The organism is Paraburkholderia sp. J94, from assembly GCF_905220285.1.
GTDB classification, from domain to species: domain Bacteria; phylum Pseudomonadota; class Gammaproteobacteria; order Burkholderiales; family Burkholderiaceae; genus Paraburkholderia; species Paraburkholderia tropica_A.
This window is the reverse complement of the sequence record NZ_CAJMZH010000004.1, coordinates 16093-41152: the sequence shown is the minus strand read 5'-3', so window position 1 is coordinate 41152 and position 25060 is coordinate 16093. Positions and strand designations below refer to the sequence as shown.

The window sequence follows — 25060 nt, the reverse complement described above, 5'->3', positions numbered from 1 at the left end:
TCGGCACACAATTTCGCCGACAAGCGGATCGCCGGCATCCGCCATTCTGCCGGTCTTTTTGCGCCATTTTTCGCACCGTTCCCGTGCGTTTATGAATGCTGCATCGCCCATAGCACGGCCCTGCGAGCGCCCAATTTTCCATAGCGAATTTCGGGTTCCCCTTTTGCTACGGCTCGCCTACAACATTCAGAGGAAATCAAAAAAACTGACCGGATAACAAGCCGGATACACGAGACACCGTCCCCAATCGACCGCGTCTGCATGCTGGAGCCAGGCTGTGGAAAACAAGATCATGTCTACCGGGACGCGTCTTTATGCCGAGGAACACGACGCACACGACGCGCACAGCGCGGTGCGCGAGCGGCCCGTGGTGTTCTACGTGCAGCCCTTGATCGCGCGCTATCGCGTCGAAGTCATCGAGTCGCTGAACCGGCTGTTTTGCGTGAAGGTGTTCGCGTGTTCGGAAGGCGTGGAGGCGAGCGGCTTTTCGCGCGAGCGGCCCGACTGCGAGGAGTTCGTCGAGACGCGCATCGCGGGCCTGCCGTCGCGGCGCATCCGCATGCAAAGCCGCGTGCTCGAACGCATCGTTCTCGAACGTCCCGACGCCGTGCTGATTTTCGCCGACGTCCGCTATCTCTCGCTGTGGCTCGCGCTCGTCGCGGGCCGCGCCATGCGCGTGCCGGTGCTGATCCACGGTCAGGGACTGTATCGCCACAAGCACGCGGGCCTCGTGCGCACGCTCTGCTACCGGCTCGCCGTCGCGCTCGCGCAGCGCTACGTCTGCTATACCGAGGCGTCGCGGCGCTCGCTCGTGCGCATCGGCTGTCCGGCGAGCAAGCTCGTGGTCGCCAACAACTCGCTCACGGTGTCGTCGACGGTCGAGCCCGCCGCGAAAACCGGCACCGAAAACGGCGTGCTGTTCATCGGCCGGCTGCGCGAGGATTCGCAGATCGAGCGCCTGATCGAAGTGATCGCGCAAATGCATCGCGAAGGCTGCGATATCGCGCTGCACGTGATCGGCGGCGGCGAACATGCCGCGAGCCTGCAACGCCGCTATCGCGACCGCGGCGAGGTGATCTGGTACGGCGCGCTCTACGACGACGACACCATCGCCGCCATCAGCCGCCGCTGCCGCGTGGGCTGCTATCCGGGTTCGGCGGGACTGTCGGTCGTGCACATGTTCGCGCTGAGTCTGCCGCCCGTGGTCCACGACCGGCTGCGTCAGCACATGGGACCGGAGCCGGGCTACGTCGAGGACGGCAGCACCGGCTTCCTGTTCGGCCGCGACGGCGGCGTGCAGGCGCTCGCCGCCACGCTGCGCCGCGCGTGGGCGCTGCCGCCCGACGCGATGCGCGAGATGGCCGCCGCCGCGCACGCGGCCTATTGCCGGCTCAACACGCCCACGCTCGGGCATCAGCTTGCGGAAATCGTCGAGGCGTCGCTGCGTGCTTGAGTGCGTCTGAGTCGTATTTGAGGCGCGATTCAGGCGTATCTGTGCGATGCGCTTCACACGCCGTTCAGCGCTTGCACCCCACGCGATACAGCATCCAGCCCGCGCCCGACGCAAGCCCGAGCGTCATCGACCACGCGATGCCCATCACGCCCCACTGATGCGTGGCGATGGGCACGCTGACCGCGAGCGTGCCGACCTGGATCAGCGAGGCGACCGTCACGGCACGCGCGTCGCCGACCGCGCGCAGATACGACGCCAGCACCGAGTTCAGCGCGCTGATCGCCATGTTGATGACGAAGATGCGAAACAGCGGCACCGCCGAAAGCCACGCCGCGCCCAGCACGATCGAGAACAGCGGCTCGGCGGCGAAGCGCAGCACGATCACCACGGCGGCGAGCCCGAGCGCCGTCACGCCGAGATAAATGCGGAACAGCCGCGCGGCCGCCTGCGCGCCGCCGCGATGATGCGCGGCGAAGGTCGGAAAGAGATACTGCGACATGGCGATGGCGGCGTCGGCGAGCAGCATCTGCGCGAGCTTCGACGACATCTGCCACGCGCCCAGTTGCGTCGGCCCGAGCAGCTTGCCGACCACCACCTTGTCGAACTGATTGGTGATCAGGATGATCACGCTGCTCGCCCAGATCCAGCGCGAAAAGCCCACGTAATGGCCGATGCCCGACCAGCGCAGCCGGATCGGCGGACGCGGCGCGAGCGTGGTCCACGTCAGCACGCTCTTGAAGGCCTCGCCGACCATCATGCCGAACAGCAGCGCATACGGACCCGCGCCAGCCAGCGCGAGGCCGACGCCCACGGCGCAATCGACGCACGCAGCGGCGATCTCGATGCCCGCGATATGCTGAAAGCGCCGCTCGCGCTGCGCGATGAAATAGGCCGGCGACGCCAGCCCGCGCAGGAACGGCAGCAGCGCGGCGAGTTGCACGAGGCCGAGCGCGCCGCCCAGTTGAAACTGCGCGTCCATCAGCGGCGCGCTGGCGACCAGCAGCAGCGCGATGAGCAGGCCGCGCGTGGCGAGCGTGGTCCAGATCGCGCCGTTCTGATCGCGCGTGGGCGCCGTCGGGCCCTGGATCACGGCCTGCGCGAGCCCGGTGTCGGAGAGCGCTTCGGCGATCGCGACCGCCAGCAGCGCCACGCTCGCGAGACCGATCGCGGACGGCCCGAGAATGCGTCCGATCACGAGAAATTTGACGGCCACGAGGCCGCGCACGACGACCTGCTGCAGCAACACCCACGTCGCCGCGCCGGGACCGAACCCCGCCTTGACCGGCCACGCCGGCACCCGCATCGCGCGCAATCCGCTTCTCCTTGCGTTGTCCTTTGTCCTGTCGCCGCGAGCGCGCCGTACGCGCGCCTTTGCCCCGGGTCTCGCGGGGCCGACCTTGCGACGTTAACCCGGCGCAAACGTCACCAGACGCCATCTGCCAGGCGGAATCGGACGCGCCGCGTGACAGCGTGTGTCAACGTGCGGCAGCGCGCCAGGCGGACAACCCGCGCCGCGCCGCCAGGCGTTTTCGGCCACCCCGGCCCGCATTTTGGCGCGTGGCGCGCGCGCCGCGCTGCTATGGTGAGACGCACAATCCTCAGACGGGCCGACTACATGGATACCGTGTCGATCGCCAGATACCGCCGTGACGACGCCGACGATGCCGCCGACGGAAACGACGCCGTCGGGCCCGGCACAGCCACCGGCTCCGCCAGCGACGGCGCGGCGGCCGACGACGCATGGATCGCGATCATCGAGCCCAACTTCACGGGACATCGCTGGCGCTACGTCGAATGGGTCTCGCAGGCGTGCGTGGAAGCCGGCCATCGCTGCCTCGTCGTCACGGATACCGCCTACGCCGAACATCCGCTCGTGCAGCGCATCGAGCGCGAGGCGCGCCCCGATCGGCGCGTCATGCTGCTCGACCTGCACACGGTGCCGCGCGGCCTGCCATACGCGTGCAGCGTCTACATGCGCTTTCGCGACTTCTATTCACGCGCGCTCGCCGAGATCAGCCGCTCGACGCGCGTGCGCCTCGTGGTCGTGCCCTACGCCGATTACTTCTTCTACACGCTCGCGGCCCTCGACACGCCGTTCGGCGAGACGCCATGGATCGCCATCGTGATGGGCATGACCTTCCATCACGCGCAGGCGGGGCTGCGCACGCCGCGCCGTCCGCTCGTCGATCTCGTGAAGTCGATGCTGTTCCGGCGCGGCGTGCGCGCGCGCGGCCTGCGCACGCTGCTCACCATCGATCCGACGCTGCCGGAGTGGTTCGCGCGCACGCGCTCGCAGTCCTCGCCCTCGTCGGCCTCGTCGTCGGCGAGTTCGACGCGCCTCGCCTACGTCGCCGACCCGTTTCCCGAAATCGACGCCGTCGATCCGCAGATCGCGCGCGCGCGTCTCGGGCTCGACGCGCAGACGCGCTATCTGCTCGTCTACGGCGCGATCGGCGAGCGCAAGGGCATCCGCGAATTGATGGAGGCGCTGGCGCAGATGCACGGCGCGCCCTGCCTCGTGATCGCGGGCCAGCAGGACGACGAAACGCGCGCGTTCATCAACGCGCACGCGCCGCATCTGATGCCCGCGCCGGTGATCCTCGACCGCTTCGTGCCCGACGAGATGGAGCGCGATCTGTTCTCGGCCTGCGACGCCGTGTGGCTCGGCTACCGCAAACATTACGGCATGAGCGGCGTGCTGGTGCAGGCGTACCGCTTCGGCAAGCCGGTGCTCGCGAGCGCCGACGGCCTGATCGGCTGGTTCTGCCGCGACGGCGCGCTCGGTCCGCTGCTCGACGATCTCGAACCCGCGACCATCGCGCGCGCGATCGGCACGCTCGCGCAAAGCTGGCGCGAGCGCGCGCCCGGCGCGGGTATCGCGCGCGCCGACGCGCATCTGCTCGCGCGCAACACGCTCGATCAGTTCAAGCAGACCTTGCAGAACGCGATGGTCTGAGCGCGATGGTCTGAGCGTCCGTCACCTCACGCCACGCCGCCCACCTTGCCATCGACATCGCTTGCACCTGCAGCGGGCGTCGCCGTGACAGGCGCGGGTGAGGTCGGCGCCGAGGCCGCGCTCGCGCGGGCCGGACGGCGGTCGGGAAACACCGCATCGCGCAGACGCAGGAACGGAAACTCGATCGCGCGTGTGGTCACATAGCCGAGCACGATCGCGACGAAGAACTGCGCGCCGAGCACGACCGGCCACGCGGCCAGCGCGGGCACGTGCAGCGCGTCGAGCTTGCGGATCAGAAAATCGCCAGGCGCGAGCGCGAGCGAATGCCAGAGATAGATCCCATACGAATACACGCCGAGCCACGCAATCGCGCGATACAGCCACGACGCGCGCAGCCCGCCCGAATGTTCGAGCACGAGCACGATCAGCGCGCAGAAACCGGCGGCCTGAAGCGTGAAGCCGATGCTCTCGTCGAGCGCGACATGGCGCGTCGCCAGCGTGAGCCACGCGACCAGCAGCACCACCACGCCCACGAGCCAGCCCTTGCGCGCGGCGAGTCCGCGCCAGACTTCAGGCTTCATCCAGTAGACCGTCGCGAGCATCACGCCGAACAGCAGGCTGTCGATGCGGTACTGCGTGTAGTTGAACGCGGCGTCGAGATTGCCGCTCGCCACGGCGATGCTGCGCGCGCCGAGCACGAGCGCGCAAAGCACGGCCATCACGCCGATCAGCGCATTGGCGCGCAGGCGGAAATGCGCGAGCACGATCAGCAGCGCGGGCAGGAACAGATAGAAATGCTCCTCGACGGCGAGGCTCCACGTCTGCGCAATCGAGGTGCCGAAATAGTTCTGCAGATGCGTGAGGTTCTGCCACAGGAAGGTGTCGCGCGGATGCCGTCCGGCCAGCACGTGAAAGAGGATCAGCACGTAATACGCGGGCCAGATCTTGAAGATCCGCCGCACGATGAAACGGCGCGCGGCGATGCGGCCGTTCTGCGCGTACTGGCGCAACAGCAGGCCGCCGACCAGAAAACCCGAGAGCGTGAAGAACAGATTGACGCCCTCGTGGCCGAAGCTCTTGAGCGGATATTCGATGAAGTCGACCCACGCGTGACCGGTGTGCACCGTGTGGAAATGAAAGCCCATCACCGCGAGGATCGCGATGCCGCGCACGAAGTCGAGCTCGATCGATCGTCCGCGCACCGCGGGCGGCGCGCCGCGCAACAGGTTCATGTCGGCTCCTCGCAATGGCGGCCCGGCTGGCGAGCCGATCCGCGTTCCGATGTGGCTTCCGGTGTGGCTTGCGTTGCTGCTTCCGATGCGGTTTCCGAAGGGGCTTCAGGCGTGACTTCCACGGTGACTTCGGCAGTGAATTCAATCCGCGCCCGCGCCCCCGGCGGACCGACCTGGTCGCCCCCATCTTGCGCAAGCGCGCCTGTCGGCGTGCGCCAACTTCCCGGCATTCTCGGACAGACCCCATCACGCCCGATCGATCATTTTTTTCGGCCCGCCACAATTCTGTCCCTTCGCGCCAGCGGCATGGCAACGCGTTCGCGGCGTTTTATATTGGGGCGAAACTCCGCATGCGGCGCTGGCCGTATGCGCAACCACGCACCGCTGCGGGAGGAACGCCGATGCGAAACAAACATGCGGTCCTCTGGATCTGGCTGTGCTTCGTGCCGCTCGCGTTCGACTACAAGGCGCCCGATTCGCAGTTCGGCCATGGCGCGCAATGGCTGGTCGTGTTTCCGGCGCTGGCCGGCGCGGCCATCCTCATGATGATCGGCCCGCGCTTCACGCGCGAGTCCCGGCTGCGTTCATTCGTGACGATCATGCTCGCGCTGAGTCTCGGCGGCAGCCTCGTCGCGCAACTGCTCCAGCACAATCCGATCGGCAACTATCTGCGCGTGATCCTGCCGTTCCTGCTGTTCGCGCTCGGCTACTTCGCGATGTGCCGGCCGTGGCATCCGGTGCGGCTCGCGCAGATGCAGAACGCGCTCTACTACGCGAACGTGCTCGGCCTGATCTTCACGTTCCTGTTCGGCATGTTCGCCGTGGGCGGGCCGCTGTCCGATATCCGCTTTCGCATCGTCTCGCCGACCATGCTCGGCCTGCAGGCGATGCTGCTGCATCAGTTCATCGTCGCGCGGCGCTTTTCGGTGTGGATGGTGCTGGTGTTCCTCGCCACGCTCGTGGTCGAGCTGCTGAGCGTCACGCGCAGCCTGCTGGTCGCGACCGTGATGCTCACCATCTTCGCCGCGTGGCTCGCCGCGCCGTCGATCAGCCATCTGATCAAATCGGCCGTGCGCACGCTCGCGGCGCTGCTCTGCGTCGTGGCGCTCGCGGCGGGCACCGCGTGGCTCTTTCCGTCGATCACGAATCACTGGTCGCAGCGCATTAACGCCGCGCAGAATTCCGACTCCGACCGCGATCCGACCACGATCACGCGCATCGCCGAAATCCGCGATCAATACGATCAGGTGACGGCGTCGGCGGAAACGCTGCTGTTCGGCAAGGGCTACGGCCACGTCTACCGCTATTCGCCGATCTACTTCCCCTACGTGCGCGAGACCTTCAGCAAGTCCGACTATTTCGACACCAGCGACTGGGTCGCGGGCCACAACTTCTGGGTCTACCAGCTCTACGCCGAAGGCATCGTGTTCGGCGCCTGCATGCCGATCGCGGTGCTGGTCGCGCTCGTGGCGGGCGGCGTCGCGTTCCGGCGCTGGCACCGCCTCGCGCCGCGCGAGCCGCTGCTGATGCCGTTCAGCATGGCGATTCTCGTGCTGGCCGCGCTGCCGGGCGCGTCGATCGGCGGCAATCCGCTCGGGCCGCGTTTCTCGGGGCTCGTCTACGGCATCGCGCTCGGCCTCGTGGTCGCGCTGTATTCGCAGCTTCATTACCGCATCGACATACTGCGCCGCCGCTCCCATGGCGATCCGTACGCGCATCCGCAGCAACGCCCGCGCCGGCGCGAACGCGCCGAGCCCGCCTTCCGACCTCCGGCGCCCGCGCCGGCGCCGCTCTCTCCCTACGCGACCCCGGAGCCCCGATGAAAATCCTGCATCTCGTGTCCACCGTCGATCCGCGTTCGGGCGGTCCCATCGAAGGCGTGCGTCAAAGCGGTCTTGCGATGGCGGCGCTCGGCCATCGCATCGAAGTCGTCTCGCTCGATCCGATCGACGCGCCCTATGTGCGCGATTTTCCGCTCCCGCTGCACGCGCTCGGTCCCGCGCGCGGTCATTACGGCTATTGCCCCGCCTACGCGCAGTGGCTGCGCGCGAACGCCACGCGCTTCGATGCGGCCATCGTCCACGGTCTCTGGCAATACCACGGCTACGGCGCGTGGCGCGCGCTGCGCACGACGCGCCTGCCCTACTACGTCTACGCGCACGGCATGCTCGATCCGTGGTTCCGCCTCACCTATCCGCTCAAGCATCTGAAGAAGTGGGCGTACTGGCCGTGGGCCGAATACCGCGTGCTGCGCGACGCCGCCGCCGTGATCTTCACGACCGAGGAAGAACGCCTGCTCGCGCGCGAATCGTTCTGGCTCTATCGCGCCAACGAACGCGTCGTGCCGTTCGGCACCAATCCGCCCACGCTCGACGCGAACACGCTGCGCGAGGAGTTTTTGCAGGCGTCGCCGCATCTGCGCAACAAGCGCATCGTGCTGTTTCTCGGCCGCCTGCATCCGAAGAAAGGTTGCGACCTGCTCGTGCACGCGTTCGCCGAACATGCGCGCGCGACGCCCGACGCCCATCTGCTGATGGCCGGCCCCGACAAGAACGACTGGCAGCCCGCCTTGCAGGCGATCGCGCAGTCGCACGGCATCGCGCATCGCATCAGCTGGCCCGGCATGCTGCAAGGCAATCTCAAGTGGGGCGCGTTCCATGCGAGCGACGTGTTCGTGCTGCCTTCGCATCAGGAAAATTTCGGCGTGTCGGTGGCCGAGGCGCTCGCGTGCGGCCTGCCCGTGCTGGTCTCGGACAAGGTCAACGTGTGGCGCGAAATCGAATCGGACGGCGCGGGCTTCGTCGCGCCCGACACGGTCGCGGGCACGCAAGGGCTGCTCTCGGCATGGCGCGGACTCGACGACGCACAGCGCGGCATGATGCGCGCGCAGGCGAAACGCACCTTCGACGCGCGCTTCGCGATGGGCGGCATGGTGCGCTCGCTGCTCGCGCTGCTGCACGAGCATCCGTCGCACGCCGCCGCGCGGGCGCGCACGCAGCGCGCGCTGCATGTCGATACCGCCGAGCAGCCGGAAGCGACCGTGACGCTGCGCAACTGAATGTCATAAGGATAACGATTGAAAATCGGACACGGTGCAGTCAGGCCGCGTCGCGACGGAACGGCGCCGCGCGAGATCGCGATGCGCGCGCCGGCCGGGGGTAAGCGATTCCTGAACTGAGGGGACAAGGCTATGTCACACAGCATATCGGGTGGTTCGAGCGTGACGGGCGCCGACGCTGCGGCGCTCGCGGATAAACAGGCAGTCACACAAGCCATCACACAAGCAGGCGCCTCCGCACCGTACGGACGCGCAAAACGGCGCGGCGCGCTGAGCGCGGCGACGGCATTGGCCGCGCTCGTTTCGCTGCTCGCGGGCTGCGCGTTCTCGCCGGGCATGACCGCGCCGTCGAGCGTCACGCAGGCGAAGGCCGCCACCGAAGCGGCGCACGCTTCGGGCGGCACGAACAACGACGCCCCGCCGCCGAACGCGCTCATCGAAATCAATCCCGCGCTGATCGCGAAGGAACACGCCGCGAGACCGACCATCGTGCCCAACGACGTCGAGTCGCTGTTCGGCACGCCCAAGCCCTATACGCTCGGCCCCGGCGACGTGCTGTCCATCGTCGTCTGGGATCACCCCGAGATGAATCTGCCGACCTCGTCGACTGGCAGCAACAGCCAGCAGGATCAGAGCACGAGCCAGGTGGTGTCGGGCTATACGGTCGATTCGTCGGGCACGATCCAGGTCGCGTACGTCGGGCCGATCCACGTGGCCGGACTGACCGAACTCGACGCGCGCAATCTCGTCGCCAGCAAGCTCTCGTACTATCTGCACAATCCGCAGGTGACGCTGCGCATCGAGGCGTATCGCAGCCGCCGCGTCTATGTGGACGGCGAGGTGCGCACGCCGGGCCTGATGGTGCTCAACGACATGACGATGTCGCTGCCCGAGGCGATCAACCGCGCGGGCGGCTTCACGGCGGCGGGCGACCGCTCGCGCGTGAGCGTGACGCGCGGCAAGAAGACGGTGCTCGTGAACATTCCCGACATGATCAAGAAGGGCGTGAATCCCGACAACATCATCTTGCAGAACGGCGACCTGATCCGCGTGTATTCGGAGAACGACAGCAAGGTGTACGTGCTGGGCGAAGTCGGGCATCCGGGCAGCATTCCGCTCGACAACGGCCGCCTCACGCTCAACGAGGCGCTCGGCAACGCGGGCGGCATCAGCCAGGGTTCCGGCGACGCCTCGCAGGTCTACGTCGTGCGCGGACAGAAGGAAGGCCACCGCACCGTGTATCACCTCGACGCCTCGTCGCCCGAATCGATGGCCACCGCCGACGAGTTCGAGCTGAATCCGAGCGACGTGATCTTCGTCGACGCCTCCTCGCTCGTGAAGTGGAGCCGCGTGGTGAACCTGATCCTGCCGAGCACGCAGGCGGCCTCGGCCGGGCGCGCCGTGGGGTATGGTTATTGATCGAAGCGTGCGCGCCTGAGCCGCGCGCTTCACGCAAAACGGGCCCTGTTTCAAGGGCCCGTTTTTTATGTTCGCGTGCTTTCTTGTTCGCGGCTTATTCGTTGCTCACTGAAAACGCCAGCGTATGAACCGGCACGGATTGCCGCCATACACGCCGCCCGCTTCGAGCGAGCGATGCACGACCGAGAGCGGCGTGACGACGGCCGAGCGTCCGATCGTCACGCCCATCTGCACCACGCATTTCGACGACACCCAGACGCCGTCCTCGATCACGATGGGCGCGACGCGCAGATCCATGTTCGTGCGCATGTCGTGCGAGCCCGCGCTCAGAAACGCGCCCTGCGAAAGACAGACGTTCGAGCCGATGCGGATGGGCGCCTGGTTGTAGAGCCAGACGTCCACGCCGATCCAGCAGTGATCGCCGAGTTCGAGATTCCACGGCGCCTTGACGCGCATCGGATGCACGAGGCGGCAGCCGTGCCCGACCTTCGCGCCGAACAGCCGCAGCAGCCCCACGCGTAGCGCCGAGAACGGCAGCAGGCGGTTATCGAGCACGCAGGTCTCGACGATGTACCACGCGGCCTGCACGAGCTTGCCGCGCCGCGCGACGTAATTGCCCTTGCCCGCGCGGCTCAGATCGATCACAGGCAGATCCGCGCGCGCGGCGGGGGCTTCCTGCGCGCGCGGCGGCGGCATCGCGCCAGCGGCGTGCGCCGCGTATCCTTCGCCCGTTTCAGCCATGCGCGCTCCTTGCCCGTCGGGGCCGGTTCGACTTCGCTTGTTGATCTTGTGGCTCTTGTCGATCTTGTCGATCTTGCCGGTCGTGATGCGCTTGTGTGGTTGGCGGCTTCGATTGCACGACGGCAAGCGCCTCCATTATCGGGCGGCGGCCCGCGCGCCTCGCACGCGTGGCCGAGATGGCCGGGGTTTTGGCGCAGCCGCGCGACGCAGCGTGGGCACCATGCAAGCATGGCGCCGCACCGTGCGGCGCGCGGGAATGACGCTCATGATCACGCCTCGCCGTCCGTATCCGCCGATGATTCCGTTTGCCGCACTCGTCACGCTCTGCGCGGCGCTAGCGGCGTCGCCGTCGATCGTGCACGCGCAGGGCGACGCGGCGTCGGGCACCTCGGCATCGGCGAATGGCCAGCGCGGCTCCGCCAGCGGCGAGAGCGCACTCACCGCCGCCGCGCGCCGCGCTCGCGCCGACGAGCAGCGCCTGCTCGGCAGCCCGGGCGCGTCGCACAATCCGTATGGCGGCGGTGGCGCCTACAGCAGCGACGGCGCGTCGCCCGAGGGCCAGGAAAAGGCTTTGACGACCGAATCGCGGATGCACATCGTGAGCCCGACCGACTTCTACGCGACGGGCACTGGCGCATCGGGCGGCGGCCGCGGGACAGGTAGCGGCGCATCGAGCCGCGCGCGCGGCGCCAGCGCGATGAACGGCGCCAGCGCGGGCCGCAGCAGCACGCACAGCCGCATCACGCACGCCAGGCCGGACAACGCCGCCTCGGGCGCGCAAGGCGGCGGCTGGGCGGCCTACGACTGGGGCGCGAGCACCACCTCGCCGACCGCGAAGATCTACGGCAATCCGTACGGCTCGCAACGCGCGGCCGCCGCGCAGCTGTATCGCTCGCCGTGGTGACGCACAACATATCGCGCACGCGACGAAGCTCGCCACGAAACTGAATCGCTTCGGCGCGTGCCGTAACACGCGCCGAAGCCGCCGCGAATTCACGCACCCATCACGCGTCGCGGTGCTCGACCTCGCTGAGCGGCGCGCCGGTCGCCTCGGCCTGATCTTGCGCCGACGCCTGCGCGGCCACCACGGCCTCCTCGCCCACAATCGCGCCCACCAGCGCCGCAAGCCGCGCTTCCAGCGCGCCGATGATCGCGTGCGGCGACAGCATGCGCTGCGCGTAATGCCGCGCGGCCTGGCCGAGCGCCGCGCGCCGCGCCGGATCGGCGGCCAGCGCGACGATCGCCTGCGCAAGCGCCGCGCCGTCTTCGGGCGGCACCACGATGCCGGTTTCCGTCACCACGTCGGCGAGACTCGTGCCGGGCCGCGCCATCGCGACCACGGCGCGCCCGCTCGCGAGCATGCCGGTCAGCTTCGACGGCATGACAAGATCGGCGGCGTCGTTGCGCTGCGGCAGCACGTGTATGTCGGCGACATTGAGCAGTTCGTTGAGCATCGCCGTCGGCTGCAAGGGCAGCACGTGGCAGTTCGGCAGCGTCGCGCAGCGCGCTTCGAGATCGGCCTTGCCCGCGCCATCACCGCAAAACACGAAGCTGATGTCGGGCCGCACCGCGAGCGTGGCCGCCACATCGGCGAGAATTTCGATGCCCTGCTTCGCGCCCATGCTGCCCGAGTACAGCACCACCGTATGATCGAGCGGAATGCCGAGCTTCGCGCGATAGACGCTCGGCTGCGGCAGCGGAAAGATCGCGTGCGTGTCGACCCAGTTGGGCAGCGACACGGCGCGCGCCGCGTCCACGCCCTTGTCGACGGCGCGCTCGACCATGCGCGGCGAGATCGACGAGACGACGTCGAAGCGCCGCAGCACCGCGCGTTCGAACGCGCGCGCGAGGCCGGCGACGCGCGAACCCGCGCCGCCTTGCAGCAGGCCGAGATCGAACGCGGCGTCCACTTCGAAGTCCTGAATATGCAGCCAGGTTTTCGCGCCGATCAACCGCGCCACCGTGAGCAGGCCCGGCGCGCAGAACAAGGTCGGCGCGATCAGCATCGCGGCCTGCGGACGCCAGCGCGCCTCGCGCACGAGCACCGGCAGCGACATCAGCGCGAAGCTCGCCAGATGGATGATGCGCTTGAGTCCGCCGGGCTTCGGCGGCACCCACAGCGGCGCGCGCGACACCGGCACGCCGTGCCAGCTTTCGCGCCGGTAGCGCCACGCGCGATAGCCGTCCTGCACACGCCATTGCGGGTAATACGGCGGCGCGCACACCACGCGCACCTCGTGGCCGCGCGCCACGAGCTGGTCGACCATCTCCGCCGTGTACTTGCCGACGCCCGCGACTTCGGGCGCAAAATTCAGACCGTAGATCAGGATTCTCATCGGCTCGTGCCAGGTTCGTGCTCTGTCGTGTTCTGCGCTGTCCGAACGGCGCGCGACGCCACGCCGGACCGGAAAAAAAAGCGGGCGCCATTCGCCGGTCCGCACAGGACGCCCGCCGCCAACAACAACCGCGTGTCAGTCGGGCCGCTCAGGCGTGGGCGTGGGCGCTGGCTTCGGGCACGGGCGCGCCGTGCGTGTGCAGGAAGTCGCCGTAAGTGCGCGCGAGTCCCTCTCCCAGCCCGATATGCGCGCGCCAGCCGAGTCCGCCGAGGCGCGAGACGTCGAGCAGCTTGCGCGGCGTGCCGTCGGGCTTGCTGGTGTCGAACACCAGTTCGCCGTCGAAGCCCACCGTCTCGCAGATGCGCTCGGCCAGTTCGCGGATCGACAGATCCTCGCCGACGCCCACGTTGTAGACGCCGTCGCCGGTCTCGTGTTCGAGCACGAAGATCGTCGCATCCGCGAGATCGTCGACGTGCAGGAACTCGCGGCGCGGCGTGCCCGAGCCCCACACCGTCAACGAACGCGCGCCGCTCGCGCGCGCCTCGTGCGCCTTGCGGATCAGCGCCGGCAGCACGTGGCTGCTGCCGAGGTCGTAGTTGTCGTTGGGGCCGTAGAGATTGGTCGGCATCAGCGAAACGTAGTGCGTGCCGTACTGCCGGTTGTACGCCTCGCAGAGCTTGAGGCCCGCGATCTTCGCGATCGCATAGGCCTCGTTGGTCGGCTCCAGCGGCGAGGTCAGCAGATAGGTTTCGCGGATCGGCTGCGGACATTCGCGCGGATAGATGCACGACGACCCGAAGAACACCAGCCGCTCCACGCCCGTGTTGTAGGCCGCGCGGATCACGTTGGTTTCGATCGCGAGATTGTCGTAAGCGAATTGCGCGGGCTGCGTCGAGTTCGCGAGAATGCCGCCGACTTTCGCGGCCGCGAGCAGCACCGCGTCGATCTGCTCGGCGTCGAAGAACGCATCGACGGCCGATTGATCGGTGAGATCGAGTTCCGCGCGCGTGCGCGTGACGAGGTTCCAGTAGCCGCGCGCCTGCAGCGCGCGGACCAGCGCCGAGCCCACCATGCCGCGATGGCCGGCCACGAAGATGCGGGAGTTCGTGTCCATGCTCGTCACTCGTGATGTTCGAGCGCGCGGAAGCCCGCGAGCGTAACGAGCGCGTCGCGGCGTGCGATCTGGTAGTCGGAGCGCACCATTTCCTTGACGAGCGAATGGAACGACGTGGTCGGACGCCAGCCGAGCTTTTCCTGCGCCTTGGTGGCGTCGCCGAGCAGCGTCTCCACTTCGGTCGGACGGAAGTAGCGCGGATCGACGCGCACGATCACATCGCCCGCCGCGAGACGCGTCTCGCGCCCTTCCACGTGCTCGACGATGCCCACCTCATCGACGCCCGAGCCCTCGAAACGCACCGTGATGCCGAGTTCCTCCGCCGCCGTGCGCACGAAATCGCGCACGCTGTACTGCACGCCGGTCGCGATCACGTAATCCTCGGGCGTCTCCTGCTGAAGCATGCGCCATTGCATGTCGACGTAATCGCGCGCGTGGCCCCAGTCGCGCATCGCCGAGAGATTGCCGAGATACAGCTCTTTTTGCAGGCCGACCGCGATGCGCGCGATCGCGCGCGTGATCTTGCGCGTGACGAAGGTCTCGCCGCGCTGCGGCGATTCGTGATTGAACAGAATGCCGTTGCACGCGTAGATGCCGTGCGCTTCGCGATAGTTCACCGTGGTCCAGTAGGCGAACAGCTTGGCGACCGCATACGGGCTGCGCGGATAGAACGGCGTGGTCTCGCGCTGCGGCACTTCCTGCACGAGCCCGTAGAGTTCCGAGGTCGACGCCTGATAGAAGCGCGTCTTCTGCGTGAGCCCGAGAATGCGGATCGCTTCGAGAATGCGCAGCGTGCCGAGACCGTCGGCGTTCGCCGTGTATTCGGGTTCCTCGAACGAGACCGCCACGTGGCTTTGCGCCGCGAGGTTATAGATCTCGTCGGGGCCGACGCGCTGGATCACGCGCAACAGCGCCGTCGAATCGGTGAGTTCGCCGTGATGCAGCTGGATGCCCTGCTCCGGGTCGTGCACGTCGCGATACAGATGGTCGATCCGATCGGTATTGAACAGCGACGAGCGGCGCTTGATGCCATGCACCTCGTAGCCCTTGTTCAACAGCAGTTCTGCCAGATACGAACCGTCCTGACCGGTGATGCCGGTGATCAACGCAACCTTCCGAGCCATCGTTCTCTCCTCGCGTCAAAGCGAAATGGATTGTTCGGCGCATCGGCCGCCCGCGCGCGGGCCGGCGCGCCGCGGACTTACCCTGCGATGCTTTCGTAACCGTAGTAGCCGCCGCGATAGCCGCCGCCGACGAACGCGCCCGTTTGCGGCACGTCCGTGAGCAGCACGCCGCACAGATTCACGCCGCCGTTGCGCAGCCGCTTGGCCGTCTCTTCCAGCTCCGAAAGCGGATGCCGGCCGTGGCGGATCGCGAGCAGCGTCGTGCCCGCATAACGCCCGATCACGGTCGAGTCGGTCACCGCGAGCACCGGCGGCGTATCGACGATCACGATGTCGTACTTCGACTTGAGTTCTTCGAGCAGCGATTCGAAGCGCGCGCTCATCAGCAGCTCGGACGGATGCGCGTGCAGCGAGCCCTTTGCGAGCACGTCGAGACCCGGCAGCACTTCGCGCTGGATCGCGGCGTTCAGGTCGGCGCCGAGCAGCACATCGGAGAGACCCAGTTGATGCGCGATGCCGAAGTGCGAGTGCACGTCGCCGCGCCGCATGTCGCCGTCGACGATCAGCACGCGCTTGTTCACCGAGGCGACCAGCGCCGCGAGATTGACCGAGAGGAACGATTTGCCGATGTCGGGCCGCGAGCCCGTGAGCATCACGATGTTGTTGCGCGCCTCGTTGAGCGAGAGCTGCAGCGTGGTGCGCAGGCTGCGCACGCCTTCGACCGCGATGTCCTGCGGCGACTGCTGCGCGAGCACGTGCAGGCCGCGCCGGCGCGACGCCACATGATGTTGCAGGCGCAGTTGCTTGTGGCTGCGCGGCACCACCGCGAAGACCGGCACGCCGAGCGCCGCTTCGAGTTCGTCGGGACGCTCGACGCCGCCGTACAGCGACTTGCGCATGAAGGCGATCAGGATGCCGAGCACGATGCCCGCGCCGATCGACAGCACGATCACGAGCACACGCTTCGGGCGCACCGGATCGTCGGGCGGTTCCGCGAAATCGACCACGCGCACGTCGCCGACCTGACCCGCCTTCGCCACGCGCAGTTGCTGGGCGCTGTTGAGCAGGTTCGTGTAAAGCTCGGTATTCACGTGCACGTCGCGCAGCAGGCGCACCGCCGCCTGTTCGGTGTCGGGCAGGCTCTTGACCTTGCTTTGGAGCGCGCCCTGCGAGCTCGACAGCGCGGCGATCTGCGCGTCGAGCGCGGCCACGGCCGGGTGATGCTCGGTGAAGCGCTGCGCGAGTTCGGCGCGCTGCTGTTGCAGGTCTTCGAGACGCGTCTTGTTGTCCACGACCTGTTGCAGCAGCAGACGGCTTTCCTCGCCGAGATCGACGGTGCCGTGCTGATTGCGGAAGTTGTTGTACTTCTGCTCGGCGTCGTCGAGCTGCTTGCGCAGTTGCGGCAGTTGTTCGTCGAGGAAGGCGAGCATATGCTCGGCTTCGGCCGAGCGGCCCTGCACGTCCTGGCGGATGAACTCGTGCGCCATGCTGTTGAGGATGCCGGCCGTGAGCTTGCTGTCGTGGCCTTCGAGGCTCGCGCGGATCACGCCCGATTGCAGGCCCACCTCGGACACGTCGAGCGCGCGTTGCAGCCGCTCGACGGTGGTGAGCGTCGAGGCGCGCGTCAGCGAAAACGGCGTGCCCGCCGGGCCGTTCAGGCGGTCGACGTGCAGCGAGATCGGACCGTCGGCCGTGTTGGCCGAGACGTCCTCGCCCACGCGGCCTTCGAGCAGCGCGACGCCCTCGGGGTCGCGCAGCACATACGCGCCGTCCTCGCCCGCGACCAGCGTGAAGTCCTGGTCGTAGAGCGCGTCGGGCGTATCGAAACGCGACACCGCGATCTCGCCGCGTCCCCACGCGTAATTATTCGAGCGCAGGAAGGCGGGCAGCTTGATGCCCCAGCTGCCGTTTTCGAGCCCCGCGAGCAGGCCGCCGATCACGGGCATTTCGCGCGGCTTCGCGCCGATGTCCAGATGCAGCCGGTTCACCGTTTCCTGCGTGACGAGCCGCGACTTCAGCATCTCGATCTCGCCGTTGGCCGAGGTCTTTTCGTCGAACATGCCGTTGATCGGCGGCAGGCCCGCATCCTTCTTGCCGTTGTCCGCCTTGTCGACGAGATGGAACATCACGTCGGCGCGATACGTCGGCCTCGCGAGAAACGCGTAGCTCGCGCCCAGCAGCGTGACCGCGAGCGTCACGATCGCAATCGTGCGCCAGTTGGCGACGATCGTTTGCAGGTAATCGCCCAGATACCGCTCTTCGGTGCTCACGGCGTAGCCGCCGTCAACATAGTTCATCGCCATCTTCCGTCTCCCGAGATCCGGTGAAACCCACGCGCCGCGCGTCGGCTGCGCGCTTCGCATGCGGGAGCCGCGCGGGGACCGGACCGCGCGGCTCCAGGGCCCGAGCGCTCAATAGGCGTTCGGGCTGAACAGTCCATGCGCGATCGTCGCCGCGATGATGCGCATGTCGAGCCAGAACGACCAGTGGCCCAGGTAATACAGATCGTGCGCGACGCGCAGCTCCATTTTTTCGAGCCGGTCGGTCTCGCCGCGAAAGCCGTTGACCTGCGCCCAGCCGGTGATGCCGGGCTTGATGCGGTAACGGTGGATGTAGCCCGTCACCACACGCTGATAGAGGTCGTCGTGTTCGAGCGCATGCGGGCGCGGGCCGACCACCGACATGTCGCCGCGCAGCACGTTGTAGAACTGCGGCAGCTCGTCGAGACTCGTGCGGCGCAGGAACGCGCCCACGCGCGTCACGCGGCGGTCGCCGCGCGTGGCCTGGCTGAGCGTGCCGGCGGCCTCGCAGTGCACGCGCATCGTGCGGAACTTGTAGATCGTGAACACGCGGCCGTCCGCGCCCTTGCGGCGCTGCTTGAACAGAATCGGTCCCGGCGACGACAGCTTCACAGCGACCGAAATGCCGAGCAGCACCGGCGTCAGGCTGATGAGCGCGCAGGTCGCGAACACGCGGTCGAACACGGCCTTCTTGAACTGCGCGCTCGCGGGCAACGGCGAGGCCACGAGATTGATCGCGGGCACGCCGAGCAGCTCGATCACGCTGCTGGTGTCGAACAACGCGAGCGAACGCACGTCGGGAATGAAGCGGATGTTCACGAGGTCGTTGCGGAACTCGGTGACGAGACGCACCACCGTGCGCTCCTCGGCGAGCGAGAGCGCAAGCCACAGTTCGTGCACATCGTGCTCGCGGATGTACTGCGCGAAGCCTTCGATCGTGTCGCACAGCGCGGCGCCCGTGCCGTTGCGCGGCGGCGTCTCGGGCACGGTGTTGTAGAGCGCCGAAGCGCGAAAGCCCGAGCCCGGTTCCGAATCGATGCGCCGCACGATCTCGTCGCACTGCGCCGCCGATCCCGCAATCGCCACCTGATGCAGGTTCATGCCCGCGCGCCGCACGTGCGCGAGCACGCCGTGCGCGATCACGCGCCATGCGATCAGGAGCCCGGCGGCCACCGCGGTCCAGTATGCGAACCAGAGCCGCGAGACCGCATCGACGTGATGCATCGTCGAGTACATGGCGATCAGCGCGCAGCCCTGCACGACGATCCACGCCACCGCCACCTGCCCGGCCATCAACGCCTTGGAGCGGCCGCGCCACGATTGATAGAGTTCGAACGCCGGAAAGATCACGAGCGCGAACGCCGCCGCCAGCAAAACGAATGCCTCGTTCATGCCACGCGGCGTGAGATCGTCGAAACGAATCTGCGCCGCGACACTCGCGCCGACGAACACCGCCGTCACGTCCAGCACTCTCGCCATCAGATTTTGAAGCTCGCGCATGTCGGTCACCTTGCCGATCGTGCCGGGCCGCTCAATTGCAGCGTCCGTAGGTATCGTCGAAACGGACGATGTCGTCCTCGCCCAGGTACGCGCCCGACTGCACCTCGATGATCTCGAGCGGCACCTTGCCGGGATTCTCAAGTCGATGGCGCGTGCCCAGCGGAATGTAGGTCGATTCGTTCTCGCTCAACAGGAAGGATTCCTCACCACGTGTGACGAGCGCGGTGCCGCGCACCACCGTCCAGTGCTCGGCGCGGTGATGATGCAGCTGCAGCGAGAGCCGCGCGCCCGGCGTCACGACGATGCGCTTGACCTGGAAGCGCTCGCCCTGATCGATCGAGTCGTAGAAGCCCCACGGGCGCTGCACCTTGCGGTGGGCGTCGGCTTCGGGCGCGTGCTGCGCCTTGATGCGCGCGACCAGTCCCTTCACGTCCTGCACTTTCGAGCGATCGACCACGAGCACGGCGTCGGCGGTTTCGACCACCACGAGATTGGTCGTGCCCACGCACGCCACGAGGCGGCCTTCCGAATGCGCGTAGCTCGCCACGGCGCCTTCGAAGATCACGCGCCCGCGCCCCACGTTGCCCGCTTCGTCCTTGTCCATCGCGGCCCACACGGCGTCCCACGAGCCGAGATCGGACCAGCCCGCGTCGAGCGCCACCACGACGCCCTCGGGCGCCCAGCCGTTGCTGCCCGAAAGACGCTCCATCACCGCGTAGTCGATCGAATCGGCGGGTGTGCCCGCGAAGGCCTGCGCCGACGGACGGAACACGTCGCCGTCCTGCTGGCCGCCGACGAAGGACGCGAGACAGGCCGCGTGCATGTCGGGCTGCAACGCGCGCAGCGCTTCGAGCCATACGCTCGCGCGCATCACGAAGATGCCGCTGTTCCACCAGTAGCCGCCTTGCGCCACGTACTGCGTGGCGAGTTCCGGCGCGGGCTTTTCGACGAAGCCGTCGATGCGATGCGCGCCCGCTTCGAGCGCCTCGCCGATGCGGATGTAGCCGAAGCCCGTTTCCGGCGAGCGCGGCGGCACGCCGAGCGTGACGATGGCGCCGCGTTGCGCGTGGCGCGCGGCGCATTCGAGCGCGCGCTGCAAGGCCTTCACGTCGGCGATGGCGTGATCGGACGGCATCACCACGAGAATCGCGTCGTCGCCGTTGGCGCTCGCGAGCGCAGCGCCGAGCGTGAGCGCGGGCGCGGTGTCACGGCGCGCGGGCTCGACCACGAGCCGCGCATCGATACCGCACGCGTGCAATTGATCGGAGATGACGAAACGATGCGCCTCGCCGCAGACGACGATCGGCGCCCCCGCGACCTGCCATTCGGGCGAGAAGCCGTCGAGGCGATGCACGGTGGCCTGCAAAAGCGTGTCGCTGCCGACCACGCCAATCAGTTGCTTCGGAAAGTGCTCGCGCGACATCGGCCACAGGCGCGTGCCCGAACCGCCCGCCAGCACGACGGGGACGATGCGCGTGCAGGCCGTGTCCTGCGCGATCGGCGCTTGCGGCGTCGGCTCGGACGCCATGGGTGGCAGAGGTGGCATCGGTGGTTGAGCGGCGGATTGCTGAATCCCTGATCTTTGCATCATGTTCGGACTCCTGCATATCTGGCGGAATCGCCGTGTCTCGCGACAAGCGACCCGGGACCGCGAACAAGCGGCGGCAAAACGATAGAGGCGATGGACGGCCGCGTCGACATGCAGACAGGCGGCTATCGGACCTGTGGCTTGTGGCTCAGTATCCGCGCACTAGCGACTCATGCGGGCTCATGTATGTTCATGCGGACTCGTGCATGCCCGTGCGCCGCCGCGCCATACCGCGCAGCTTCGCGCGGCATGCCGGCGAGCGGCTGCGAGGTTCATCCGCCCGCTTCCCGGCGGCTTTGCTCGCGATATTCGGAGGGCGAGATCATCATGCGTTTACGGAAAATTTTCGCGAGACGGTCGCCGTTGCCCATGCCCGTGCGCCGCGCGATCTTGTCGACCGGCAACTCCGAATCCGTGAGCAGACTGCAGGTGATCGCCAACCGTGCATGCAATAGATAGTCCGATGGCGTGATGCCCATCTCCAGCTTGAAACGGCGCAGAAAATTCCGCTCGCTCATCGCCGCAACCTGCGCGGCGTCGGCGATCGAGATCGTCCGCTGGCAATTCTCCTGCAGCCAGCGCGCGGCCGCCCTCACCTTGTCGGCGGGCGCGCTGCCGAGCGCATCGCCGAGAAACGGCAAGAGGTTGCCGCCCGAATCGGGCATCAGCCGCTCGGTCACGGCGCGCGCAACGTCCACGCCGAGATCGCGTTTGACGAGCGTAAGCGCACTCTTCATCGACTCGAGCCGGTCGCCGGCGTCGCCGCCCGCGTCCTCACGCGTGTTCTGCATCGCGTAGGAGCCGAACTCGCGCTGCGTGCGCTGGCCGCACAGATTCGCGGCTTCGAGCAACGAACGTCCTTCACCGATCGGCCGGATGGTCGCGGTGTTCGCATGCACGTGACGCAGCCACGCGATCAAGCGTTCGTCGTTGGCCGCGGCGAAAGCGCCCTTGCCGCCCGCGACGAACAGCGCGTCGAAGCCGACGTAATGACGCGCATCGAGGCCGTCCGTCCACACACGCACCGACGACGAGCAGGTGACGTTGCCGCCATCGGCGGAAAGAATGCTGACATCGTAAGGCGAACGCCTGGCGGTATCGGACGACAACTCGTTGGCGACATGAAACACTTCCGCCACGATACCGGCACCAAGCAACGAACAGCCATCGAAAAGCAGTATTGCGATATGACGCACTTCACGACTCACACCCGCGGTAACGAAATGCGGGTGAGCAAACGACGGCAAATCCAGACTTGCGTATGCCATGCTTTTCCCCTAAACAGCCCCCGTCCTAGTGAAAAGTCCTGGTAATAGCATTCCGTGTGCAGTGCATCATAGGCAGATAAAAAATCGCGCAACGACGACTGACCGAAAGTGGCGAGACATTGGCGCATTTAGTCCGGTCGCGGACCGATTTGAAGCATGTGCATCACGGCTTCGATCAGACGCAATCCGCCCCGGCGACCATTCGATCGATATGTCGAATAATGGCCGGTGGTCCGCGGAATGGCTCAGATTAAAGCCTCGGCAAACGCACCATTGATACGACGAATACTACGGAGTCTTCCGATCTTTACGCATCGCGCAGGATGGAATGAGGCGGGAATACAAAGACAGCGCGCTTATTCGTCTGATTTAAAGACGTAAAATTAACCTGAAAGCGTCAATTTCATACGCACTGACAGGATATTAGACGTTTTTAAATCAAGTTGCACTGCACAATATCAGATAACAATTACAGTTGTTTTATCGATACGCATTGGCGTATTTGTGTGAATTATGTGGGCCAGCGCACAGAATTGCGCGAAACGACTGAAGCCTGGCGGCGCACGTTCATCGGCAGCCTTTAGGCTTGGTTTTTCATGCTCTTTTAACCCGCGAAACCGAGTCAGGAATCCGCCGATGAATCCGCTGCGATATTGCACGATATCCGCACTCGCGCGTTCGCGTGATGCGTGGCCGACACACAATGCGCGCAAAACCTGGCCAATCGCGCCAGGTGCTGCTGCGCCGCACACGACTGCATTCATCGCACGTGACCGGTCGGATCGATCGATCCCCGACGCGCGGCTGACACGCGGCTTGCGAAGCGTTATCGCGCAGACCGCTGTGTTTGCGCTCGTGAACGTGGCGGCAAGCATGGCCGCAACACTCAAGCGTTCGAAACATCAGCACAATGACAACGCGCGCCATCACCACGCGACACGCGGCCAACGTGGCCAACGTGGCGCAAGCGCGAGGTTCGCATTCTTCGCGTGCGTGCTGATGTTCGGCGCGCTGGGCGCCGCCACCTGCCGCGCCGACGAGGCCGTCGTGTGCCGCAACGCGCCCGGCGACGCAGCCGCCGCGCCCGCGGGCGACGATCCGATCACGGCCGACACGCCGGGCAGCGACGGCACGCGTCTCTTTCCGCGCGGCAAGAGCGTGCGCATCGACGTCGTCACGCGCGCGCGCGGCAACGACAAGGTCCAATGGCAGATCGACGACACGTGGAGCCGCCCGCAAGCGACGGGCTCCTTCGCCGTGGCGCCCGGCAAACGCGTGACGACGCTCACCTGCACGATGCCGCAAGCGGGCTACTTCGCGTTCAGCGCCACGCTCGCGTCGATGGCATCGGACCCCGACGGCACGCTGCCTCGACGCGGCACGCGTCCGGGCGGCATCGCGAGTTTCGGCGTGCTGCCGGACGTGAGCGCCGTGCTGCCCGAGCCGCGTCTCGCGCGTCAGGACCTGCACCGCTTCGGCGGCCAGGGCACCGCGTTCATCGCGCCGGGCCAGCACTGCTGCGGCGGCGACGGCTATCGTCCGCTCTATACCGATCTCGGCCTCACGTGGGCCAACGACGAGCGCAAGTGGTACACGATGGAGCCGGACGCGCCGAACACCTTCGATCCGTCCAAGCCGCAGCTCGCGAGCTGGTTCGAGCGCGGCGACATCATGCGGCTGATCCTGCTCGACGGCATTCCGAAGTGGGCCGCGCCGCCCGACAAGGCCGCGAAGATCACGGACACCAACTTCACGCACAGCTACGCGCCCGCCTCGCAGGCCGCGCTGCGCGAGTTCATGACGCGCGTGGGCACCGAGTCCGCACGCGTGCGCGCCAAGACCTTCCCGCGCCAGTCGCGCAATTACTATCAGGTGACGTGGGAACCCGACCCCGACGGCGGCCTGCCCTGGCGCGACTCCGACGCGAATTTCGTCGCGACCTATGCGTCGGTGTATCAGGGCATCCACGCGACCGATCCGAACGCCGTCGTGATGGGCCTCACGTACTCGGGCGTCAGCGACAACACCAAGTGGCTCAAACATTTCGCAAAACTGAACATCCAGAACTATCTCGACGGCCTGACGATCCACGGCTACTACGACTTCGGCACGAGCCCCTCGCATCCGCCCGAACGCGTGATCGACACGCCCACGGGCAAAGGCCCCGCGCTGCCCATGGCGATGCGCGATCTGCGCGCCACGATGCGCGATCTGCTCAAGCCCGGCGCGCCGCTGTTCGTCACCGAAACCGGCATCAGCTACGACATCGGCAAGACATATGGCCCGCGTTATCCCGACGCGCAAACGCTCTACGCGCAAGGCGCGGTGGTCGCGCGCACGCATCTGATCATGCTCGGCGAAGGCGCCGACGTGACCTTCGTGTTCTATTCGCAGGACATGCCGCAGACCTCGGCGGGCTATGGCGTGTTCTTCGAACTCGATCACGCGGATGGCGCGTACGGCGCGGGCAACATCAGCCCGAAGCCGGCCGCGCTCGCGGTCGCGGCGATGACGCGCATCGTCGACGGCACGATCACGCTCGGCGCGCTGCGCAACACGCCGCCGGGTGTCTACGCCTACGCGTTCGCGCGCCCCGACGGCAAGATCGTCACCGCGCTCTGGAGCCACGACGACGCGCGCTGGAGCGCGAACGTCGGCTTCGACGCGAAACGCGCGACCAACTGGGCGCTGCCGGTGGACGCGCGCGGCAGCACGGGCAACGTGAGCGTGTTCGACATGATGGGCAACGCGCGCACGATGAGCTACAAGGACGGCATGCTGCCGCTGAGCCTGACCGAATCGCCGATCTATGTGGTGTCGGGGAACGCGGCGATCGCGAAGGCGAACGCGATCACGCCGGCGGGATACGTCGCGCGTTGAATCTCATCGGCGTGCGCGGTCAGGGCTGCATTGCACGCCGCCGCTTCAATACGTGGGATCGTTACGCCAATCGAATCGCCGCGGCAACCGG

At 67.1% G+C, this 25060-nt stretch carries 18 protein-coding genes; 7 read left to right on the top strand and 11 right to left on the bottom strand.

Features of this window, described 5'->3' with window-relative positions; translation table 11 throughout:
* The first annotated feature begins 292 nt into the window (after window positions 1–292).
* Window positions 293–1453: a glycosyltransferase gene (locus U4Y88_RS08970; protein WP_321783460.1), complete on the top strand. Its 1161-nt coding sequence runs from the start codon at window positions 293–295 to the stop codon at window positions 1451–1453.
* Window positions 1454–1517: 64 nt separating this feature from the next.
* On the opposite strand, the gene U4Y88_RS08965 is transcribed toward U4Y88_RS08970, so the two are convergent.
* Complete coding sequence (locus U4Y88_RS08965) at window positions 1518–2765, bottom strand: oligosaccharide flippase family protein (RefSeq protein ID WP_224004965.1); 1248 nt, start codon at window positions 2763–2765, stop codon at window positions 1518–1520.
* A gap of 312 nt (window positions 2766–3077) precedes the next feature.
* On the opposite strand from U4Y88_RS08965, the gene U4Y88_RS08960 reads away from it, so the two are divergent.
* Entirely contained in the window at window positions 3078–4409 is a 1332-nt protein-coding gene (locus U4Y88_RS08960; protein ID WP_321783458.1) for a glycosyltransferase, read from the top strand.
* 26 nt (window positions 4410–4435) lie between these two features.
* On the opposite strand, the gene U4Y88_RS08955 is transcribed toward U4Y88_RS08960, so the two are convergent.
* Window positions 4436–5641: an acyltransferase gene (locus U4Y88_RS08955; protein ID WP_310630053.1), complete on the bottom strand. Its 1206-nt coding sequence runs from the start codon at window positions 5639–5641 to the stop codon at window positions 4436–4438.
* Between the two features lie 401 nt (window positions 5642–6042).
* On the opposite strand from U4Y88_RS08955, the gene U4Y88_RS08950 reads away from it, so the two are divergent.
* From U4Y88_RS08950 to U4Y88_RS08940, 3 genes are all read left to right on the top strand, one after another.
* Window positions 6043–7464, top strand: a complete 1422-nt coding sequence (locus U4Y88_RS08950; protein WP_224004956.1) for a hypothetical protein — start codon at window positions 6043–6045, stop codon at window positions 7462–7464.
* Window positions 7461–8699: a glycosyltransferase gene (locus tag U4Y88_RS08945; RefSeq protein WP_321783457.1), complete on the top strand. Its 1239-nt coding sequence runs from the start codon at window positions 7461–7463 to the stop codon at window positions 8697–8699. The genes U4Y88_RS08950 and U4Y88_RS08945 overlap by 4 nt, the downstream gene beginning before the upstream one ends.
* Window positions 8700–8831: 132 nt before the next feature.
* Window positions 8832–10118 carry a polysaccharide biosynthesis/export family protein gene (locus U4Y88_RS08940; RefSeq protein ID WP_224004950.1) on the top strand — a complete coding sequence of 429 codons (1287 nt, stop codon included), beginning with the start codon at window positions 8832–8834 and terminating at the stop codon, window positions 10116–10118.
* A 105-nt stretch (window positions 10119–10223) separates the two neighbouring features.
* Here the strand turns inward: U4Y88_RS08940 and U4Y88_RS08935 are convergent, their stop codons facing one another.
* Window positions 10224–10814, bottom strand: a complete 591-nt coding sequence (locus tag U4Y88_RS08935) for a putative colanic acid biosynthesis acetyltransferase (protein WP_321783881.1) — start codon at window positions 10812–10814, stop codon at window positions 10224–10226.
* Window positions 10815–11124: 310 nt separating this feature from the next.
* Between U4Y88_RS08935 and U4Y88_RS08930 the strand changes: the two genes are divergently transcribed.
* Complete coding sequence (locus U4Y88_RS08930) at window positions 11125–11763, top strand: hypothetical protein (protein WP_321783454.1); 639 nt, start codon at window positions 11125–11127, stop codon at window positions 11761–11763.
* Between the two features lie 100 nt (window positions 11764–11863).
* Here U4Y88_RS08930 and U4Y88_RS08925 read toward each other — a convergent pair whose 3' ends face one another.
* The 8 genes from U4Y88_RS08925 to U4Y88_RS08890 form a co-directional block, all read right to left on the bottom strand.
* On the bottom strand, window positions 11864–13195 hold the full coding sequence (locus U4Y88_RS08925; RefSeq protein WP_321783452.1) for a glycosyltransferase WbuB: 1332 nt from the start codon (window positions 13193–13195) through the stop codon (window positions 11864–11866).
* Window positions 13196–13343: 148 nt separating this feature from the next.
* The gene (locus tag U4Y88_RS08920; RefSeq protein ID WP_310631713.1) at window positions 13344–14309 is read right to left on the bottom strand and encodes a GDP-L-fucose synthase; all 966 of its coding nucleotides are present in this window, start codon (window positions 14307–14309) and stop codon (window positions 13344–13346) included.
* Between the two features lie 5 nt (window positions 14310–14314).
* Complete coding sequence (gmd, locus tag U4Y88_RS08915) at window positions 14315–15433, bottom strand: GDP-mannose 4,6-dehydratase (RefSeq protein WP_321783450.1); 1119 nt, start codon at window positions 15431–15433, stop codon at window positions 14315–14317.
* A 77-nt stretch (window positions 15434–15510) separates the two neighbouring features.
* Window positions 15511–17736 carry a polysaccharide biosynthesis tyrosine autokinase gene (locus U4Y88_RS08910; RefSeq protein ID WP_321783448.1) on the bottom strand — a complete coding sequence of 742 codons (2226 nt, stop codon included), beginning with the start codon at window positions 17734–17736 and terminating at the stop codon, window positions 15511–15513.
* Window positions 17737–17844: 108 nt separating this feature from the next.
* Entirely contained in the window at window positions 17845–19233 is a 1389-nt protein-coding gene (locus tag U4Y88_RS08905; RefSeq protein ID WP_321783446.1) for an undecaprenyl-phosphate glucose phosphotransferase, read from the bottom strand.
* Window positions 19234–19264: 31 nt separating this feature from the next.
* A complete protein-coding gene (locus U4Y88_RS08900; protein WP_224004913.1) occupies window positions 19265–20761 on the bottom strand; it encodes a mannose-1-phosphate guanylyltransferase/mannose-6-phosphate isomerase in 1497 nt (498 codons plus the stop codon).
* 332 nt (window positions 20762–21093) lie between these two features.
* The gene (locus U4Y88_RS08895) at window positions 21094–22089 is read right to left on the bottom strand and encodes a GlxA family transcriptional regulator (protein ID WP_065065081.1); all 996 of its coding nucleotides are present in this window, start codon (window positions 22087–22089) and stop codon (window positions 21094–21096) included.
* Between the two features lie 458 nt (window positions 22090–22547).
* Complete coding sequence (locus tag U4Y88_RS08890) at window positions 22548–22964, bottom strand: hypothetical protein (protein WP_321783445.1); 417 nt, start codon at window positions 22962–22964, stop codon at window positions 22548–22550.
* Between the two features lie 124 nt (window positions 22965–23088).
* On the opposite strand from U4Y88_RS08890, the gene U4Y88_RS08885 reads away from it, so the two are divergent.
* A complete protein-coding gene (locus U4Y88_RS08885; RefSeq protein ID WP_321783443.1) occupies window positions 23089–24969 on the top strand; it encodes a hypothetical protein in 1881 nt (626 codons plus the stop codon).
* The last annotated feature ends 91 nt before the right edge of the window (window positions 24970–25060 follow it).

Coding starts and splice junctions, on each gene's coding strand:
- U4Y88_RS08970 (WP_321783460.1), top strand. CDS start 293: ATGTCTACCGGGACGCGTCTTTATGCCGAGGAACACGACGCACACGAC.
- U4Y88_RS08955 (WP_310630053.1), bottom strand. CDS start 5,641: ATGAACCTGTTGCGCGGCGCGCCGCCCGCGGTGCGCGGACGATCGATC.
- U4Y88_RS08950 (WP_224004956.1), top strand. CDS start 6,043: ATGCGAAACAAACATGCGGTCCTCTGGATCTGGCTGTGCTTCGTGCCG.
- U4Y88_RS08945 (WP_321783457.1), top strand. CDS start 7,461: ATGAAAATCCTGCATCTCGTGTCCACCGTCGATCCGCGTTCGGGCGGT.
- U4Y88_RS08940 (WP_224004950.1), top strand. CDS start 8,832: ATGTCACACAGCATATCGGGTGGTTCGAGCGTGACGGGCGCCGACGCT.
- U4Y88_RS08935 (WP_321783881.1), bottom strand. CDS start 10,814: ATGCCGCCGCCGCGCGCGCAGGAAGCCCCCGCCGCGCGCGCGGATCTG.
- U4Y88_RS08930 (WP_321783454.1), top strand. CDS start 11,125: ATGATCACGCCTCGCCGTCCGTATCCGCCGATGATTCCGTTTGCCGCA.
- U4Y88_RS08925 (WP_321783452.1), bottom strand. CDS start 13,195: ATGAGAATCCTGATCTACGGTCTGAATTTTGCGCCCGAAGTCGCGGGC.
- U4Y88_RS08920 (WP_310631713.1), bottom strand. CDS start 14,309: ATGGACACGAACTCCCGCATCTTCGTGGCCGGCCATCGCGGCATGGTG.
- gmd (WP_321783450.1), bottom strand. CDS start 15,433: ATGGCTCGGAAGGTTGCGTTGATCACCGGCATCACCGGTCAGGACGGT.
- U4Y88_RS08910 (WP_321783448.1), bottom strand. CDS start 17,736: ATGGCGATGAACTATGTTGACGGCGGCTACGCCGTGAGCACCGAAGAG.
- U4Y88_RS08905 (WP_321783446.1), bottom strand. CDS start 19,233: ATGCGCGAGCTTCAAAATCTGATGGCGAGAGTGCTGGACGTGACGGCG.
- U4Y88_RS08900 (WP_224004913.1), bottom strand. CDS start 20,761: ATGGCGTCCGAGCCGACGCCGCAAGCGCCGATCGCGCAGGACACGGCC.
- U4Y88_RS08895 (WP_065065081.1), bottom strand. CDS start 22,089: ATGGCATACGCAAGTCTGGATTTGCCGTCGTTTGCTCACCCGCATTTC.
- U4Y88_RS08890 (WP_321783445.1), bottom strand. CDS start 22,964: ATGCTTGCCGCCACGTTCACGAGCGCAAACACAGCGGTCTGCGCGATA.
- U4Y88_RS08885 (WP_321783443.1), top strand. CDS start 23,089: ATGTTCGGCGCGCTGGGCGCCGCCACCTGCCGCGCCGACGAGGCCGTC.